This is a genomic window from Pseudomonas triticicola, assembly GCF_019145375.1.
GTDB classification, from domain to species: domain Bacteria; phylum Pseudomonadota; class Gammaproteobacteria; order Pseudomonadales; family Pseudomonadaceae; genus Aquipseudomonas; species Aquipseudomonas triticicola.
The window spans coordinates 4,156,106-4,171,976 of record NZ_JAHSTX010000001.1; the positions used below are offsets into that span (position 1 = coordinate 4,156,106).

Below are 15,871 nucleotides of genomic sequence, written 5' to 3' on the forward strand. Positions count from 1 at the left end.
CGCACTGCTGTTAACTTGCGGCTTGTAGCTTGCCGCTTGCAGCTGCGTCGTTACTGCGGACTCGCACGAGTGCTTGAGAGCAGAGATTTCAAGCTCGCCGCCTTAGGCTTGACCAACCAGAAACGACGCACGTAATCATCGAGGTTCTCGGCGAGTTCACGACCCCACTCGCTGTCGGTTTCGGCGACGTACTCGTTCAGCACGTTCTGCAGGTGGCTGCGATAGGCTTCCATCGCCTCGCCGCTGATCCGCTGGATCTCCACCAGTTCGTGATTGACCCGGTCAACGAAGGTGTTGTCCTGATCGAGCACGTAGGCGAAACCACCGGTCATGCCAGAACCGAAGTTGTAACCGGTCTTGCCGAGCACGCAGACGAAACCACCAGTCATGTACTCGCAGCAGTGATCGCCAGTGCCTTCCACGACGGTGTGGGCACCGGAGTTACGCACGGCGAAACGCTCGCCTGCGGTGCCGGCGGCGAACAGCTTGCCGCCAGTGGCACCGTACAGGCAGGTGTTGCCGATGATGGCACTTTCCTGAGTCTTATAAACGCTGCCCTTCGGCGGCACGATGGTCAGCTTGCCACCGGTCATGCCTTTGCCGACGTAGTCGTTGGCGTCGCCTTCGAGGTACATGTTCAGACCGCCGGCGTTCCACACGCCGAAGCTCTGCCCCGCCGTGCCTCTGAAACGGAAGGTGATCGGCGCCTTGGCCATGCCCTGGTTGCCGTGCTTGCGCGCGATTTCGCCGGAGATCCGGGCGCCGATCGAACGGTCGCAGTTGCAGATATCCAGCTCGAACTCGGCGCCGCTGAGGTCGTTGATCGCCGACGAGGCCAGCTCGACCATCTTCTCCGCGAGCAGACCTTTGTCGAACGGCGGGTTGCGCTCAACGCCGCAGAACTGCGGTTTGTCCGCCGGGATGTGATCGCTGCCCAACAGCGGCGTCAGGTCCAGGTGATGCTGCTTGGCGGTCTGGCCTTCGAGGATTTCCAGCAGATCAGTGCGACCGATCAGCTCTTCGAGGGAGCGCACACCCAGTTTGGCCAGCCACTCACGGGTTTCTTCGGCGACGTAGGTGAAGAAATTCACCACCATGTCGACGGTGCCGATGTAGTGATCCTTGCGCAGTTTCTCGTTCTGCGTCGCGACGCCAGTGGCGCAGTTGTTCAGATGGCAGATGCGCAGGTATTTGCAGCCCAGTGCGATCATCGGCGCGGTACCGAAGCCGAAGCTCTCGGCGCCAAGGATCGCGGCCTTGATCACGTCGAGACCGGTTTTCAGGCCACCGTCGGTCTGCACCCGGACTTTGCCGCGCAGGTCGTTGCCGCGCAAAGTCTGGTGGGTTTCAGCCAGACCGAGTTCCCACGGCGCGCCAGCGTACTTGATCGAGGTCAACGGCGAAGCACCGGTGCCACCGTCATAGCCGGAAATGGTGATCAAGTCCGCATAGGCCTTGGCCACACCGGCAGCAATGGTGCCGACGCCCGCTTCTGCTACCAGCTTCACCGAAACCAGCGCCTGCGGGTTGACCTGCTTCAAGTCAAAGATCAACTGCGACAAATCTTCGATCGAATAGATGTCGTGGTGCGGCGGTGGCGAAATCAGGGTCACGCCCGGCACTGCATAACGCAGCTTGGCAATCAGCCCGTTGACCTTGCCGCCCGGCAGTTGCCCGCCCTCGCCCGGCTTGGCGCCTTGGGCGACCTTGATCTGCAGCACTTCGGCGTTGACCAGGTATTCCGGAGTTACACCAAAACGGCCGGTGGCAACCTGTTTGATTTTCGAGCTCTTGATGGTGCCGTAACGTGCCGGATCTTCACCACCTTCGCCGGAGTTGGAACGCGCACCGAGGCGGTTCATGGCTTCGGCCAGGGCTTCGTGAGCTTCCGGCGACAGTGCGCCCAGCGAGATGCCGGCGGAATCGAAGCGCTTGAGCACCGACTCCAGCGGCTCGACTTCACTGATGTCCAGCGGCGTGTCGAGGGTCTTGACCTTGAACAGGTCGCGAATCATCGACACCGGACGGTTGTCCACCAGCGAGGTGTATTCCTTGAACTTGGCGTAGTCGCCCTGCTGCACAGCGGCTTGCAGAGTGTTGACCACGTCCGGGTTGTAGGCGTGATATTCGCCACCATGGACGAACTTCAGCAGACCGCCCTGCTGAATCGGCTTGCGCGGGCTCCAGGCTTCGACGGCGAGGGCTTTCTGCTCGGCTTCGATGTCGACGAAACGCGCGCCCTTAATGCGGCTCGGCACACCACGGAAACTCAGCTCGCAAACTTCTTCGGACAGGCCGATGGCTTCGAACAGCTGCGCACCGCGGTACGAAGCGATGGTCGAGATACCCATCTTCGACAGGATCTTCAGCAGACCTTTGGTGATGCCTTTGCGGTAGTTCTTGAACACCTCGTAGAGGTCGCCCAGGACTTCACCGGTACGGATCAGGTCACCCAATACTTCGTAGGCCAGGAACGGATAGACCGCCGAGGCGCCAAAGCCGATCAGCACCGCGAAGTGATGCGGGTCACGGGCGGTCGCGGTTTCAACGAGGATGTTGGAATCGCAACGCAGGCCTTTCTCGGTCAGGCGGTGGTGCACTGCACCGGTCGCCAGCGAAGCGTGGATCGGCAGCTTGCCCGGGGCAATATGGCGGTCGCTGAGGACGATCTGGGTACGCCCGGCGCGCACAGCTTCTTCAGCCTGATCGGCAACGTTGCGGATCGCCGCTTCGAGGCCGAGGCTTTCGTCGTAGTTGAGGTCGATGATCGCCCGTTCGAAACCCGGACGGTCGAGGTTCATCAGCGAGCGCCACTTGGCCGGAGAGATCACTGGCGAGCTGAGGATCACGCGCGAGGCGTGTTCCGGCGACTCCTGGAAAATGTTGCGCTCGGCACCGAGGCAGATTTCCAGCGACATCACGATCGCTTCACGCAGCGGGTCGATCGGCGGGTTGGTCACCTGCGCGAACTGCTGACGGAAATAGTCGTACGGCGTGCGCACACGCTGGGACAGCACGGCCATCGGCGTGTCGTCGCCCATCGAGCCCACGGCTTCGTAACCTTGCTCGCCAAGCGGGCGCAGCACCTGATCACGCTCCTCGAACGTGACCTGATACATCTTCATGTACTGCTTGAGCTGATCGACGTCGTAGAAAGCCGAACCGTGGTCGTTGTCTTCCATGGTCGCCTGGATGCGCAGGGCATTCTTGCGCAGCCATTGCTTGTACGGATGACGGGATTTCAGACGGTTGTCGATCGCATCGGTGTCGAGAATCTGCCCGGTTTCGGTATCCACGGCGAAGATCTGGCCCGGGCCGACGCGACCCTTGGCGAGCACGTCTTCGGGCTGGTAGTTCCACACGCCGATTTCCGAGGCGAGGGTGATGAAACCGTTCTTGGTGGTGACCCAGCGCGCCGGACGCAAACCGTTACGGTCGAGCAGGCACACCGCGTAGCGACCGTCGGTCATTACCACGCCGGCCGGGCCGTCCCACGGTTCCATGTGCATCGAGTTGTACTCGTAGAACGCACGCAGATCCGGGTCCATGGTTTCGACGTTCTGCCACGCAGGCGGAATGATCATGCGCACGCCACGGAACAGGTCGATGCCACCGGTGACCATCAGTTCGAGCATGTTGTCCATGCTCGATGAGTCGGAACCGACACGGTTGACCAGCGGGCCGAGTTCTTCCAGATCCATCAGATCGTTGGTGAACTTGGTCCGCCGGGCCTGCGCCCAGTTGCGGTTACCAGTGATGGTGTTGATCTCGCCGTTGTGGGCGAGGAAGCGGAACGGCTGCGCCAGCGGCCATTTCGGCAGGGTGTTGGTAGAGAAGCGCTGGTGGAACACGCAGATTGCGGTTTGCAGGCGCTCGTCACTCAGGTCCGGATAAAACGCCGCCAGGTCGGCCGGCATCATCAGGCCTTTATAGATGATGGTCTTGTGCGAAAAGCTGCAGATGTAGTGGTCGGTGTCAGCGGCGTTGGCCACCGACGAACGGCGACGGGCACTGAACAGCTTAACGGCCATGTCCTGATCGCTCAGGCCTTCGCCGCCAATGTAGACCTGCTCGATCTGCGGCAGGCGCTCAAGGGCCAGGCGGCCGAGGACGCTGGTGTCGATCGGCACTTTGCGCCAGCCGATCAGTTGCAGGCCTTCGGCGAGGATCTCGCGGTTCATGTTCTCGCGAGCGGCTTCGGCCTTGGCCGGATCCTGATTGAAGAACACCATGCCCACGGCATATTGCTTGGGCATTTCGACGCCGAAGCTTTCCTGGGCAATGGCTCGCAGGAAGGCGTCGGGTTTTTGAATCAGCAGACCGCAACCGTCACCGGTCTTGCCGTCGGCATTAATCCCACCGCGGTGGGTCATGCAGGTCAGGGCCTCGATGGCCGTTTGCAAAAGGGTATGACTGGGCTCGCCCTGCATATGAGCTATCAGGCCGAAACCGCAGTTATCCTTGAATTCATCTGGTTGGTACAGACCTGCTTTCATAGACACTTTCTCACCAGGCTGCCCCTATTCGAGGCAAATTTCTTTTCAATTCAACCACTTGCGTTCCGCGCCGAACGTACGCCGGCTTAGCGGGGGCAAAAGGGTGGTCATTGTACACAGCGACACAGAGGCTCACAAATTTGACGACGAACTGTCGCAAATTCATGTCGCATTTGTGAAAGGTTTAAAGCGATCTGCTGTGCTAGTCAAAACTTTTTTAAATTCTGACCGCAACGACTCAAAAACTACTGTGACGCAGACACCACAAGGCACGCGACCTTTTCAGGAAGCGCGCACTCGTGGAGATTTTGAGGTGCCGGGAGAGGCGGCCTGGGTAAGGCCGCCGAATCTTCAGCGAGTTGTTGCCAGTTCCTGTTGGACGCTGGCGACAGTGCGAGGCCAAGGTTTACCAGCCTGAACCTTCGCTGGCAAGGCCTTGATGGCAGAAACGGCCGCATCACGATTGGCAAAGTTGCCGTAGGTGATCACGTAAAGCGGCTTGCCGTTGAGGACTTTCTTGAAATAACGGTACTCGCCGCCCTGCTCCTTGACGAAGTTCTGCGCGGCGGACTCCGAGCTGGTGCCGAGGATCTGCACGACATAGTTGCTGGTCGGCTGACCGGCGTACCAGCTGCCACCGGCAGCCTTGGCCACGGTAACTGGCTTGTCGGCAGGCTTGGCCGGAGCAGGAGCCGGTTTCGCAGCTGGCGCCGGGGTGGCCGGAGCAGGCTTGGCTGTGGCGATCTGCGTCGGTGCCGGGGTTGGCGCCGGTTTGGCAGCAGGAGTCGGAACCGGTGTCGGCGCAGGACCGGCCGGAACGCCAGCAGGCGGCGCGGAGGTGGTTACGGTCGGCGGCGTATCGCTGGAGCCTTCCAGCGGCACGCCGTCGTCGCCTTCGGTGATGCCACCGGCGGCTTCTGCCAGCGGGCCACGCATGACCGGCTGCGAGTTGCCGACCAATGGCAGCGGCATCGGCTGGGTGTTGCCGGCGAATTCGACGGACGGGTTGGCGCTGTTTGCTGCGCCCTGACCCAATGGCAATTGCGCCTGTTCATTGGCCGGAGCACCGGTGGTCGGTGCCTTGCTGCGACCCGGCATCAGCCAGGCGGCGGCAACCGCGACCACAACGACGGCGGAAATCGCCAATACGTGTTTCTTCGGCATGTTGAACCCCATACTTGGACGCTTGACCGCGGAGCGGCTGGCAATCATGACTTCGATCAGTGCATCGCGAGCGACCTGGTTGATGTTGCCCGGCCAGCCCTCGGAGCTTTCGTGAATATCAGAGATCTGATCTGCGGTGAAAAGTTCGACACCCCGGCCCGCGCCTTCCAGCCGCTGGTCGAGATATTCGCGGGTCTCTTCTTCGGTGTACGGCTGCAATTCGATGACGTGGAAACGCTCTTCCTCGAGCTGCAACGCCTCGAGCTGAGCGATCAGCGACGACTCGCCGAACAGGAACACATGCGGACGACCTTCCGGCGTGCCGGCGCCGAGCGCCATCAACGCTTCCAGCGCGGACTCGTCGAGCTGCTCGGCATCGTCCACGAGCAGATAGACTTCCTGCCCGGTCAGACCCAGTTGCACCACCTGCTCGAGAATCGCACCGACTTCGGCCTGAGCGACATCCAGCGCCTGCGCCACCTGGCGCAGCACGCCGGCCGCATCACCGGCGCCACGGGCGGAAACCACCACGCTCTGCACCGATTGTTTATTGGTGCTGGCAACGAGCGCCTGCCGCAGCAGGGTCTTGCCGCTGCCCTGCGGGCCGGTGACCACCAGCAGCAACTGGCTGTAACGCGCCAGGTGATGCAGTTGACCCAGCACCGGTTTGCGCTGGGCCGGGAAGAATTTGAAGCCCGGCACCCGTGGCGCGAACGGGTCGTGACTTAACTGGAAATGGCCGAGAAACGCCTCGTCGGCATGCAAACTAGTCATCGGAATCGTTTTAACCTTTAAGCTGAGCCAGGGCGCGGTAATCCGCTCCCAGCGTGGCCTGTAGAACCTCTTTCGGATAATCGTCGGTCACTACCGCTTCGCCCATCCGGCGCAGCAGCACCAGGCGCAGACGACCGTCGATCACTTTTTTATCAATTGCCATATGTTGGAGAAAATCGGCTTCGTGCATCTCTTCAGGCGGAATGACCGGCAAGCCGGCACGCTGGAACAGACGAATGCCGCGATCACGCTCCTGTTCGCTGATCCAGCCCAGGCGCGCGGACATTTCCAGCGCCATCACGGTACCAGCCGCCACCGCCTCGCCATGCAGCCAGACACCATAGCCCATGTGGGTTTCGATGGCGTGGCCGAAGGTGTGGCCGAGGTTGAGCGTGGCGCGCACGCCGGTTTCCTTTTCATCGGCACCGACCACCGCAGCCTTGGCCGCGCAGGAACGCTCGATCGCATAGGTCAGCGCGGTTTGATCCAGCGCGCGCAGAGCGTCGACGTTTTCTTCCAGCCAGGTCAGGAACGGCTCGTCGCAGATCAGACCGTACTTGATGACTTCCGCCAGGCCCGCCGACAACTCACGCTCCGGCAGGGTTTTCAGCGATGCGGTATCGATCAGCACCACGTTCGGCTGATAGAACGCGCCGACCATGTTCTTGCCCTGCGGATGGTTGATGCCGGTCTTGCCGCCGACCGAGGAATCGACCTGCGACAGCAGTGTGGTAGGAATCTGGATGAAATCGACACCGCGCTGATAGCAGGCGGCAGCGAAGCCGGCCATGTCGCCGATCACCCCGCCGCCCAAGGCGATCACGGTGGTGCGGCGGTCATGACGGGCGGTCAGCAGACCGTCGAAAATCAGTTGCAGGGTTTCCCAGTTCTTGAAGGCTTCGCCATCAGGCAACACCACCGAGATCACCGAGAACTGCGCAAGGCTGCGGGTCAGACGTTCGAGATAGAGCGGCGCGACGGTTTCGTTGGAGATGATTGCCACCTGCCGCCCGTGGATATGCGGCGCCAGCAGTTCCGCCTGATCCAACAGACCTTCGCCAATATGAATCGGGTAGCTGCGCTCGCCTAGATCGACCTTGAGTGTCTGCATGTGTCCCCACAGTGAAGATGGAAGCAGGCATCCTGCCCTGAAATTATTGGTGTTCTGCGGCCTGTAGCGGTATGACGCCGCTCGCCCGGCATCCGCCACACCCTCGGCGGACGCTGACAGGACGCCGAGGATAGCGCATTTCCGTCGATGCTTTAACGGGGTGGCAACTGCGCGAGACGGTCCAGAATGTCGAGCACCACCATGCGTGGCGGCCGCTCGTCGGTTTCCACCACCAGATCGGCGATTTCCCGATAAAGCGGATCACGGATTTCGAGCAGGTCGCGCAGGGTTTTCGCCGGATCGGCGGTGCGCAGCAGCGGCCGATTGCGATCGCGGGAGGTGCGGCCCACCTGCTGCTCGACGGAGGCGTGCAGATACACCACGCGCCCGCCTTCATGCAGGGCCTTGCGATTGGCATCACGCATCACTGCGCCGCCGCCGGTCGCCAGCACCACGCCATCGAACGCGCACAGCTCGGCGATCATCGCCTGCTCACGGTCACGAAAGCCCGGCTCGCCTTCCTTGTCGAAGATCCATGGGATATTGGCACCCGTGCGCAGCTCAATTTCCTTGTCGGAATCCTTGAACGGCAGGCGCAGCTCTTTGGCCAGCAATCGGCCGATGGTGCTTTTGCCAGCACCCATCGGTCCTACAAGTATCAAATTTCGCACAGAATCAACGACTCACAGCAATCGCCTGGTTATTCATGATACGCGGAGTGAGAAATACCAGCAGCTCGGATTTTTTCTCCGAAACCACATCACGCCGGAAAAGGCGGCCAAGATACGGCACATCGCCAAGAAATGGCACCTTATCTACGACCTTGCTTTGAGTATTTGAAAAAACACCGCCGATTACGATGGTCTCGCCGTCATTTACCAGCACCTTGGCGTTGACCTCGTTTTTCTTGATCGGCGGCACATCCTGCACTTTGTTCAGGTAGTCCGGCTCATCCTTGGTGACCTTGACCTCCATGATGATGCGGTTGTCCGGAGTGATCTGCGGAGTGACTTCCAGCGACAGCGAGGCCTCCTTGAACGACACCGAGGTCGCGCCGCTGGAGCTGGCCTCCTGATAGGGAATCTCGGTGCCTTTGAGGATCTTCGCGGTTTCCTTGTCCGAGGTGACCACCTTCGGCTGCGAGACGATTTCGCCGTTGCCGGTCTTTTCCATCGCCGTCAGTTCGAGATCCAGCAGCACGTTGTCGGTGATGAATGCGATGCCGATCCCCGAAGTGTTATTGACCGTGCCCATGTCGACGAACGGCGAGTTGGTGCCGGTGCTGCCCGGCGTACCGATAGTGCTCGACGAACCGTTGACCCCGGAGGCGTTCCAGTTGCCCTTGTTCTGCACCGAACCGCCCCAGCGCACGCCCAGGCTCTTGTCGTAATCGACGTTGGCCTCAACGATGCGCGCCTCGATCATCACCTGGCGGACCGGAATATCCAGCTGCGCGACGATCCGCCGGAGTTCGTCGAGGCGATCCTGGGTCTGGTAGGCAATGATGTTGTTGGTTCGCTCATCGACGGTAATCGAACCGCGCTCATCGACCTTGGCCTCGGCACTGGTCACCGACTGGAACAGCTTGGCGATGTCCGCCGCCTTGGCGTAATTGACTTGCAGCAGCTCGCGACGCAGGGGCGCCAGCTCGGCGATCTGCTTCTGCGATTCCAGTTCCTGACGCTCGCGAGCGGCAATTTCATCGGCCGGCGCGACCAGCAGCACGTTGCCGATCTTGCGCTTGTCCAGCCCCTTGGTTTTCAGCACCAGATCCAGCGCCTGATCCCACGGCACGTTCTGCAGGCGCAAGGTGATACCGCCCTGCACCGTATCGCTCGCCACCAGATTGAGATTGGTGAAGTCCGCGATCAGTTGCAGCACCGAGCGCACGTCGATGTCCTGAAAATTCAGCGAGAGCTTGTCGCCGACATAGGCCTGACGGTCGGCGTTGCGCTTTTGCAGGTCGTCGATGCTCATCGGCCGAACGCTGACGGTGAGCTTGTTGTCGGTCTGAAACGTGGAGTAGTCGAAGGTGCCGCTGGGCTCGACACTGATCACCGTGCGATCGCCGGTGAGCGCTGCGTTGACGAACTGCACCGGCGTGGCGAAGTCCTTGACGTCGAGGCGCACGCGCAGCTTTTCCGGCAATTGCGTGCGGGCGAAGCTGAGGATGATCTTGCCATCGTGCTCCTGGATATCCGGGGCGATGGTCGGATCAGAGAGGTCGATGACTACGTTGCCCTCGCCCTCGGTGCCGCGCTGGAAATCGACGCCGCGAATCGCCCTGCTGCGTTGCGCGGCTGGTCTGGCAGGTGCCGCAGCGGCCGTGGCGGCCGTGGCGGCACGCGGTGCCACGGCAGCCGGGCGCGGCGCAGTCGCGGAAGCGCCCTGACCGACCACCACAAACAGATTATTGCCCTCGACCCGCGTGCTGTAAGGCGCCAACTGCGTCAGGCTGACAATCAGCCGCGTGCGATCCTTGGCTTCGGCCACCGTGGCCGTGCGCGCGTTGCCGCTGCCCAGATCAAGATTACTGTTGGCCAATTGGCTGGTCACGCCCGGCAGATCCAGTGCAATGCGCGCCGGCGACTCGGTTGTGTAGCCCTTGGGCTGCGGTGGCGGGCCGTCGAACGACAGCTTCAGTTCGACGCGGTCACCCGGCAGCGCGGCAACATCCAGCGCTTTCAGACTGGCCGCCATTACCATCGGTGACAACAGCGCTATCCATAGCGAAAAACCGAGGGTGGAGAAAATCCTGTTCATTGTTCGACTTCCACTATGAGTGCTCTTTCAAAGGAATGGTGCGCGGCCGCTCCAGCCAGGCGCCGGCGCCGTCGGGCACGATCTCGACGACATCGACCTGAGTGGCGCTGATGGCGACAATACGGCCGTCGTTGCGGCCCAGATAGTCGCCGACCTTGAGGCGGTGCACCCCGCCCGCGCCGCGCAGCAGCGCGAACGAGCCCGAGGCATTGGCGATCGTGCCAACCATTTCGAACTGCTCGATATTGAACCCTTCAAGGTATTGCTTGACGCGGTTGGGGTCGGGTTTGACGTTGCGCGACCCATGCTTCTGCCCGGCCAGATCGACCCGCGCCTGCCGCGAAAACGGACTGCGCAGGTTGGCGGCGCTGTAAGTGAATGTGGGGTAAGACCGGAATGTCGGCGTTGGTTCAATCTTGCCCGCCGGGCGCAGGCGCACTTCGTTGAGGTAAGCATCGAGGTCGCTGAAGTCATCGCCGCCACCGCAGCCGCTCAACGCCAGCATCATGGGCAGGACGAGATAACGAATCGGGGTCATTTCTCCAGCCCCTTGTCGTTATAGCGGTACGTCTTGGCAAGAATACTCATGCGCAGCTTCGTCCCGCCTTCGGGATTGGCCGGCGCCAGTTCGAAATCGTGCAGAGTGACAATCCGTGGCAGGCCGGCGACGCCGCTGACGAAGGTCGCGAGGTCGTGATAGGCACCGGTTACGGTGATCTGGATCGGCAGTTCGATGTAGAACGGCTGGGTCACTTCCGGCAGCAGCTTGATTTCCTCGAATTCCAGGCCGCTGCCCAGACCAGTGCGGGTGATATCTTCGAGCAGGCCCGGCACTTCGGTGTCGCTGGGCAATTGCCGCAGCAGCACGCCGAAGGTGTTTTCCATTTCCTTCATTTGCTGGGTATAGAGCTCAAGGTTCGCCGACAGCCGCGCCTTGCTGGCGAATTGTTCCTTGAGGGTGATTTCTTCTTCGCGCTTGAGGTCGAGCTGATTTTCCATATCGCTGATAAAGAAGTAATAGCCGAGCGCGAGGATCAACACCATCACCAGCGCACCGCACAGGGTTTTCACTGCCGGTGGCCAGGAGCCGATGTTGCTGGTGTCGAGGTCGTTGAAATCGATGCTGCGCAGGCCCTGCAGCCACTCGGAGGCTTTCATTGCTCGTCCTCCACAACCTTGGGCTGGGTCTGACGAACGGTCAGCTGGAAGATGTTGGCCTGCTCTACCTGATCGGCGCTGGTGGCCTTGACCTCATTCAGGCTCGGCGCGTCGAACCAGTCGGACGCGTCGAGATTGCGCATCAGCTCGGAGACCCGGTTGTTCGACTCCGCCGCGCCACTGATGGACAAGGTCTTGCCGGCCATTTTCACATCGGTGAAATACACGCCGTCCGGCAACGTGCGCGCCAACTGATCGAAGATTCGCCCGCTGATCTGCCGGTTGCCCTGCAGGTCCTGGATGATGCGCATGCGCTCGACCAGTTGCTGGCGGCGCGCCTTGAGCTCGCTGATCTGCTTGATGCGTTCGTCGACCACGGCGATCTGTTTGCCGATGTAATCGTTGCGCGCCATTTGCCGATCGATGGCTGCGGTGATGATCTGGTCGGCAATCAGCACCGCGCCGATAGAGCCGGCCAGCACGCCGATCAGCACCAGCAGAAAGCGTTTGCGCCGTTCTTCGCGGCGCTCCTCGCGCCAGGGGAGAAGGTTGATCCGCGCCATCAGTCGAAACTCCTGAGCGCGAGCCCGCAGGCAATCATCAAGGCTGGCGCGTCGCTGGCCAGCGCTCCGGCGTTGACCTTGCTGCCCAAGGCCATGTCGGCGAATGGATTGGCGACCTGCGTCGGCGTGTCCAGACGCTGTTCGATCAGACGGTCCAGGCCGGGCACCGAGGCGGTGCCGCCGGCCAGCAGGATATGGTCGACCGCGTTGTACTGGCCGGAGGCGAAGAAGAACTGCAGCGAGCGCGAGACTTGCTGCACCAGCGCCTCGCGAAATGGCTGCAGGACCTCGCTGACGTAATCGTCAGGCAGCCCGCCCTGCTTTTTCGCCAGGCCCGCCTGTTCGACCGTGAGGCCGTAGCGGCGCTGGATCTCCTCGGTGAGCTGGCGTCCGCCGAACAATTGCTCGCGGGTATAGATGATCTTGCCGTTGTGCAGGACGCTGAGAGTGGTCATGGTCGCACCGATGTCGACCACTGCCACGGTCAGGCGCTCCTGGGAGGCCGCCAGATGCGTTGCCAGCAGGCCGAACGAGCGCTCCAGCGCGTAGGCCTCGACATCCACCACCCGCGCGGTCAGGCCGGCGAGCGCCAGCGCCGCTTCACGCACCTCGACGTTTTCCTTGCGACAGGCGGCAAGCAGCACGTTGACCCGTTCCGGGTTGCGCGGCGAGACGCCCTGGACTTCAAAGTCGATGGCGACTTCGTCCAGCGGATAGGGAATGTATTGGTCGGCCTCGATCTTGAGCTGGTTTTCCAGTTCGTCGTCGGACAGCCCGGCGTCCATCTCGATGACCTTGGTGATCACCGCCGAACCCGCCACTGCCACCGCCACGCTCTTGACCCCGGTACGCGCCTTGACCAGCAGGCGGCTCAGTGCCTGGCCAACGCCCTCGAGTTCGGCGATGTTCTTTTCGACCACAGCGTTCGCCGGCAACGGCTCCACCGCGTAGGCCTCGACCCGGTAGCGCTCGCCCTGACGGCTCAATTCCAGCAGCTTCACCGACGTGGAGCTGATGTCGATCCCCAGTAACGCATTGGTCTTTTTATTGAAGAGTCCCAGCACTACCAATTCCCTATGACTTTCCGTGAGTTACGGACTCTGTAATACGCATTGCGTTCCTTCACCCCCGTCTTGACAGAAGCGCCAATGACGCCTCCGACGGAAAAGTGCTTATAATGCCCAGCGATTTTTTCCGCTTTTTACTGCCCGCGCGGATGGCTCTGTGTGTAACCGCAGCCCCGTGCCAAATTCATTCTTTGCCCTGGATGTCCAAAAGCCTTGATTCGTCTGCTGAAATTTTTCGGTTGGTCCATCGTCGCCGTTTTCTGCGGACTGCTCTTAGGTCTCAGCGGCGCCTTTCTTTACCTTAGTCCGGGTTTGCCGTCTGTGGAGGCGCTGAGAAGCATTCAGTTGCAGATTCCTCTGCGCGTCTACAGTAGCGACAACAAGTTGATCGCAGAATTTGGCGAAATGCGCCGTACACCGATCCGTTTCGCCGACATTCCGCCCAATTTCATCAATGCGTTACTAAGTGCTGAAGACGACAATTTTGCCAACCACTATGGCGTCGACCCGAGCAGCCTGATGCGCGCGGCAACGCAATTGGTCAAGAGTGGGCACATTCAGTCCGGCGGCAGCACCATCACCATGCAGGTGGCGAAGAACTTCTTCCTCACCAGCGAGCGCAGCTTCTCGCGCAAAACCACGGAAATCCTGCTGGCCCTGCAGATCGAACGGCAACTGACCAAGGACGAGATCCTGGAGCTGTACGTCAACAAGATCTACCTGGGTAACCGCGCCTACGGCATCGAAGCCGCGGCGCAGGTGTATTACGGCAAATCGATCCGTGACATCAGCCTCGCGCAGATGGCGATGATCGCCGGTCTGCCAAAAGCTCCGTCGCGCTTCAACCCGCTGGCCAACCCGGCACGCAGCAAAGAACGCCGCGACTGGATCCTCGGGCGCATGTACAAGCTGGGCAAGATCAGCGAAGCCGACTACACCGCGGCGATCAACGAGCCGCTGAACGCCAGCTACCACGTGCCGACCCCGGAAGTGAACGCACCGTACATCGCCGAAATGGCCCGTGCCGAAATGGTCGGTCGTTATGGCAGCGAGGCCTACACCGAAGGCTTCCGTGTCACCACCACGGTGCCAAGCAATCTGCAGGAAATGGCCAACACCGCACTGCACGAAGGCTTGATGACTTACGACCAGCGCCACGGCTACCGTGGCCCCGAGTCGCGCCTGCCGGGCAAGACCCGCGAAGCGTGGGCCAGCGAACTGACCAAGCAGCGCACCATCAGCAGCCTCGAACCTGCGATCGTTACCCAAGTCGATAAAACCGGCCTGCAAGTGTTGACCCGCACCGGTGAAGAGCACGTTGCCTGGGACACGATGAAATGGGCGCGACCGTTCCTCAATACCAACAGCATGGGCGCCAACCCACGCCAGCCGTCGGATGTCGCGCAGGTCGGTGATCTGATCCGCGTGCAGCGCCAGACCGACAATTCGCTGAAATTCAGCCAGATTCCCCAGGCTCAGGGCGCACTGGTGTCGCTGGATCCGCAGAACGGCGCGATCCGTTCGCTGGTGGGTGGCTTCGCTTTCGAGCAGAGCAACTACAACCGCGCCATGCAGGCCAAGCGTCAGCCTGGTTCGAGCTTCAAGCCGTTCGTTTACAGTGCCGCGCTGGATAATGGCTACACCGCTGCCAGCCTGGTCAACGATGCGCCGATCGTGTTCGTCGACGAGTACCTGGACAAGGTCTGGCGACCGAAGAACGACACCAACACTTTCCTCGGCCCGATCCGCCTGCGTGAAGCGCTGTACAAGTCGCGCAACCTGGTGTCGATCCGCCTGTTGCAGGCCATGGGCGTGGGCAAGACCATCGACTACATCACCCGCTTCGGCTTCAACAAGCAGGACCTGCCGCCGAACCTGTCGCTGGCACTCGGCACCGCAACGCTGACGCCGATGGAAATCGCCACTGGCTGGAGCACCTTTGCCAACGGCGGCTACAAGATCACCCCGTACATCATCGACAAGATCGAAAGCCGTAACGGCGACACGCTGTTCGTCGCCAACCCGCCGACCGTGCCACAGGGTGGTGCGGCGACCGACGGTATCGCTGCGCCGGCTACCGAGTCGTTCACGGTCAACGCCACACCAGTTGCCGGTGAAGCGCCCGGCAATCCGGCAGTGCCGCAAGCGCCGGCCGTGGCCGAGCGGATTGTCGATGGACGTACCACCTACATCCTCAACAGCATGCTGCAGGACGTAATCAAACTCGGCACCGGCCGCCGTGCACTGGCCATGGGCCGCAGCGACATCGCCGGCAAGACCGGTACCACCAACGAATCGAAAGATGCCTGGTTCTCCGGTTACAACGCTGATTACGTCACCACGGTATGGACCGGTTTCGACCAGCCGGAAAGCCTCGGTCGCCGTGAGTTCGGTGGCACCGTGGCGCTGCCGATCTGGATGAATTACATGTCGGCCGCGCTGAAAGACAAGCCGCCGCATGTGCAGCCTGAGCCAGAAGGTCTGCTCAGCCTGCGGGTGGATCCGGTCAGCGGCCGTGCAGCAACACCGAGCACACCGGGTGCGTACTTCGAACTGTTCAAGGCCGAAGACACGCCGCCATCGGTGAACGAGCTGGGCAACGGCGCCGTACCGGGCAGCCCGCTGCCGGCGGATGAGCAGGCGCCGATCGATCTGTTCTAGGGGAGCAGCTGCAAGCGCCAAGCTACAAGCGGCAAGCAAAAGCGCGAACGATGCACGCTTGCAGCTTGTAGCTTGTAGCCCATAAAAAAACCCAGCACCAGGCTGGGTTTTTTT

Annotated in this window: 10 protein-coding genes; 1 reads left to right on the forward strand and 9 read right to left on the reverse strand. The window is 61.3% G+C overall.

Going from position 1 to position 15,871, the window contains the following annotated elements; genetic code table 11:
* Positions 1-50 precede the first annotated feature (50 nt).
* The 9 genes from gltB to KVG85_RS18360 all read right to left on the reverse strand — a co-directional run bounded on the left by gltB (position 51) and on the right by KVG85_RS18360 (position 13,093).
* Complete coding sequence (gene gltB / locus KVG85_RS18320; RefSeq protein WP_217864580.1) at positions 51-4,496, reverse strand: glutamate synthase large subunit; 4,446 nt, start codon at positions 4,494-4,496, stop codon at positions 51-53.
* Between the two features lie 351 nt (positions 4,497-4,847).
* Positions 4,848-6,434: an AAA family ATPase gene (locus tag KVG85_RS18325; RefSeq protein ID WP_217864581.1), complete on the reverse strand. Its 1,587-nt coding sequence runs from the start codon at positions 6,432-6,434 to the stop codon at positions 4,848-4,850.
* A gap of 10 nt (positions 6,435-6,444) precedes the next feature.
* A complete protein-coding gene (aroB, locus tag KVG85_RS18330; RefSeq protein ID WP_217864582.1) occupies positions 6,445-7,545 on the reverse strand; it encodes a 3-dehydroquinate synthase in 1,101 nt (366 codons plus the stop codon).
* Positions 7,546-7,697: 152 nt separating this feature from the next.
* Entirely contained in the window at positions 7,698-8,216 is a 519-nt protein-coding gene (aroK, locus tag KVG85_RS18335; RefSeq protein ID WP_024011270.1) for a shikimate kinase AroK, read from the reverse strand.
* 4 nt (positions 8,217-8,220) lie between these two features.
* Positions 8,221-10,308 (reverse strand): type IV pilus secretin PilQ, encoded by a 2,088-nt coding sequence (locus KVG85_RS18340; protein WP_217864583.1) that lies wholly within the window; start codon positions 10,306-10,308, stop codon positions 8,221-8,223.
* Between the two features lie 13 nt (positions 10,309-10,321).
* A complete protein-coding gene (locus KVG85_RS18345; RefSeq protein WP_122611069.1) occupies positions 10,322-10,846 on the reverse strand; it encodes a pilus assembly protein PilP in 525 nt (174 codons plus the stop codon).
* Positions 10,843-11,466 carry a type 4a pilus biogenesis protein PilO gene (pilO, locus tag KVG85_RS18350; protein ID WP_186567531.1) on the reverse strand — a complete coding sequence of 208 codons (624 nt, stop codon included), beginning with the start codon at positions 11,464-11,466 and terminating at the stop codon, positions 10,843-10,845. The genes KVG85_RS18345 and pilO overlap by 4 nt, the downstream gene beginning before the upstream one ends.
* Positions 11,463-12,029 carry a PilN domain-containing protein gene (locus KVG85_RS18355; protein ID WP_217864584.1) on the reverse strand — a complete coding sequence of 189 codons (567 nt, stop codon included), beginning with the start codon at positions 12,027-12,029 and terminating at the stop codon, positions 11,463-11,465. The genes pilO and KVG85_RS18355 overlap by 4 nt, the downstream gene beginning before the upstream one ends.
* On the reverse strand, positions 12,029-13,093 hold the full coding sequence (locus KVG85_RS18360; protein ID WP_024011266.1) for a pilus assembly protein PilM: 1,065 nt from the start codon (positions 13,091-13,093) through the stop codon (positions 12,029-12,031). The genes KVG85_RS18355 and KVG85_RS18360 overlap by 1 nt, the downstream gene beginning before the upstream one ends.
* A 219-nt stretch (positions 13,094-13,312) precedes the next feature.
* Between KVG85_RS18360 and KVG85_RS18365 the strand changes: the two genes are divergently transcribed.
* Positions 13,313-15,757, forward strand: a complete 2,445-nt coding sequence (locus KVG85_RS18365; protein ID WP_437182202.1) for a penicillin-binding protein 1A — start codon at positions 13,313-13,315, stop codon at positions 15,755-15,757.
* The last annotated feature ends 114 nt before the right edge of the window (positions 15,758-15,871 follow it).

Excerpts from the sequence above, each read along its gene's own strand:
- KVG85_RS18340 (WP_217864583.1), bottom strand. The coding sequence starts at position 10,308 with ATGAACAGGATTTTCTCCACCCTCGGTTTTTCGCTATGGATAGCGCTG.
- gltB (WP_217864580.1), bottom strand. The coding sequence starts at position 4,496 with ATGAAAGCAGGTCTGTACCAACCAGATGAATTCAAGGATAACTGCGGT.
- KVG85_RS18345 (WP_122611069.1), bottom strand. The coding sequence starts at position 10,846 with ATGACCCCGATTCGTTATCTCGTCCTGCCCATGATGCTGGCGTTGAGC.
- KVG85_RS18355 (WP_217864584.1), bottom strand. The coding sequence starts at position 12,029 with ATGGCGCGGATCAACCTTCTCCCCTGGCGCGAGGAGCGCCGCGAAGAA.
- pilO (WP_186567531.1), bottom strand. The coding sequence starts at position 11,466 with ATGAAAGCCTCCGAGTGGCTGCAGGGCCTGCGCAGCATCGATTTCAAC.
- aroB (WP_217864582.1), bottom strand. The coding sequence starts at position 7,545 with ATGCAGACACTCAAGGTCGATCTAGGCGAGCGCAGCTACCCGATTCAT.
- KVG85_RS18325 (WP_217864581.1), bottom strand. The coding sequence starts at position 6,434 with ATGACTAGTTTGCATGCCGACGAGGCGTTTCTCGGCCATTTCCAGTTA.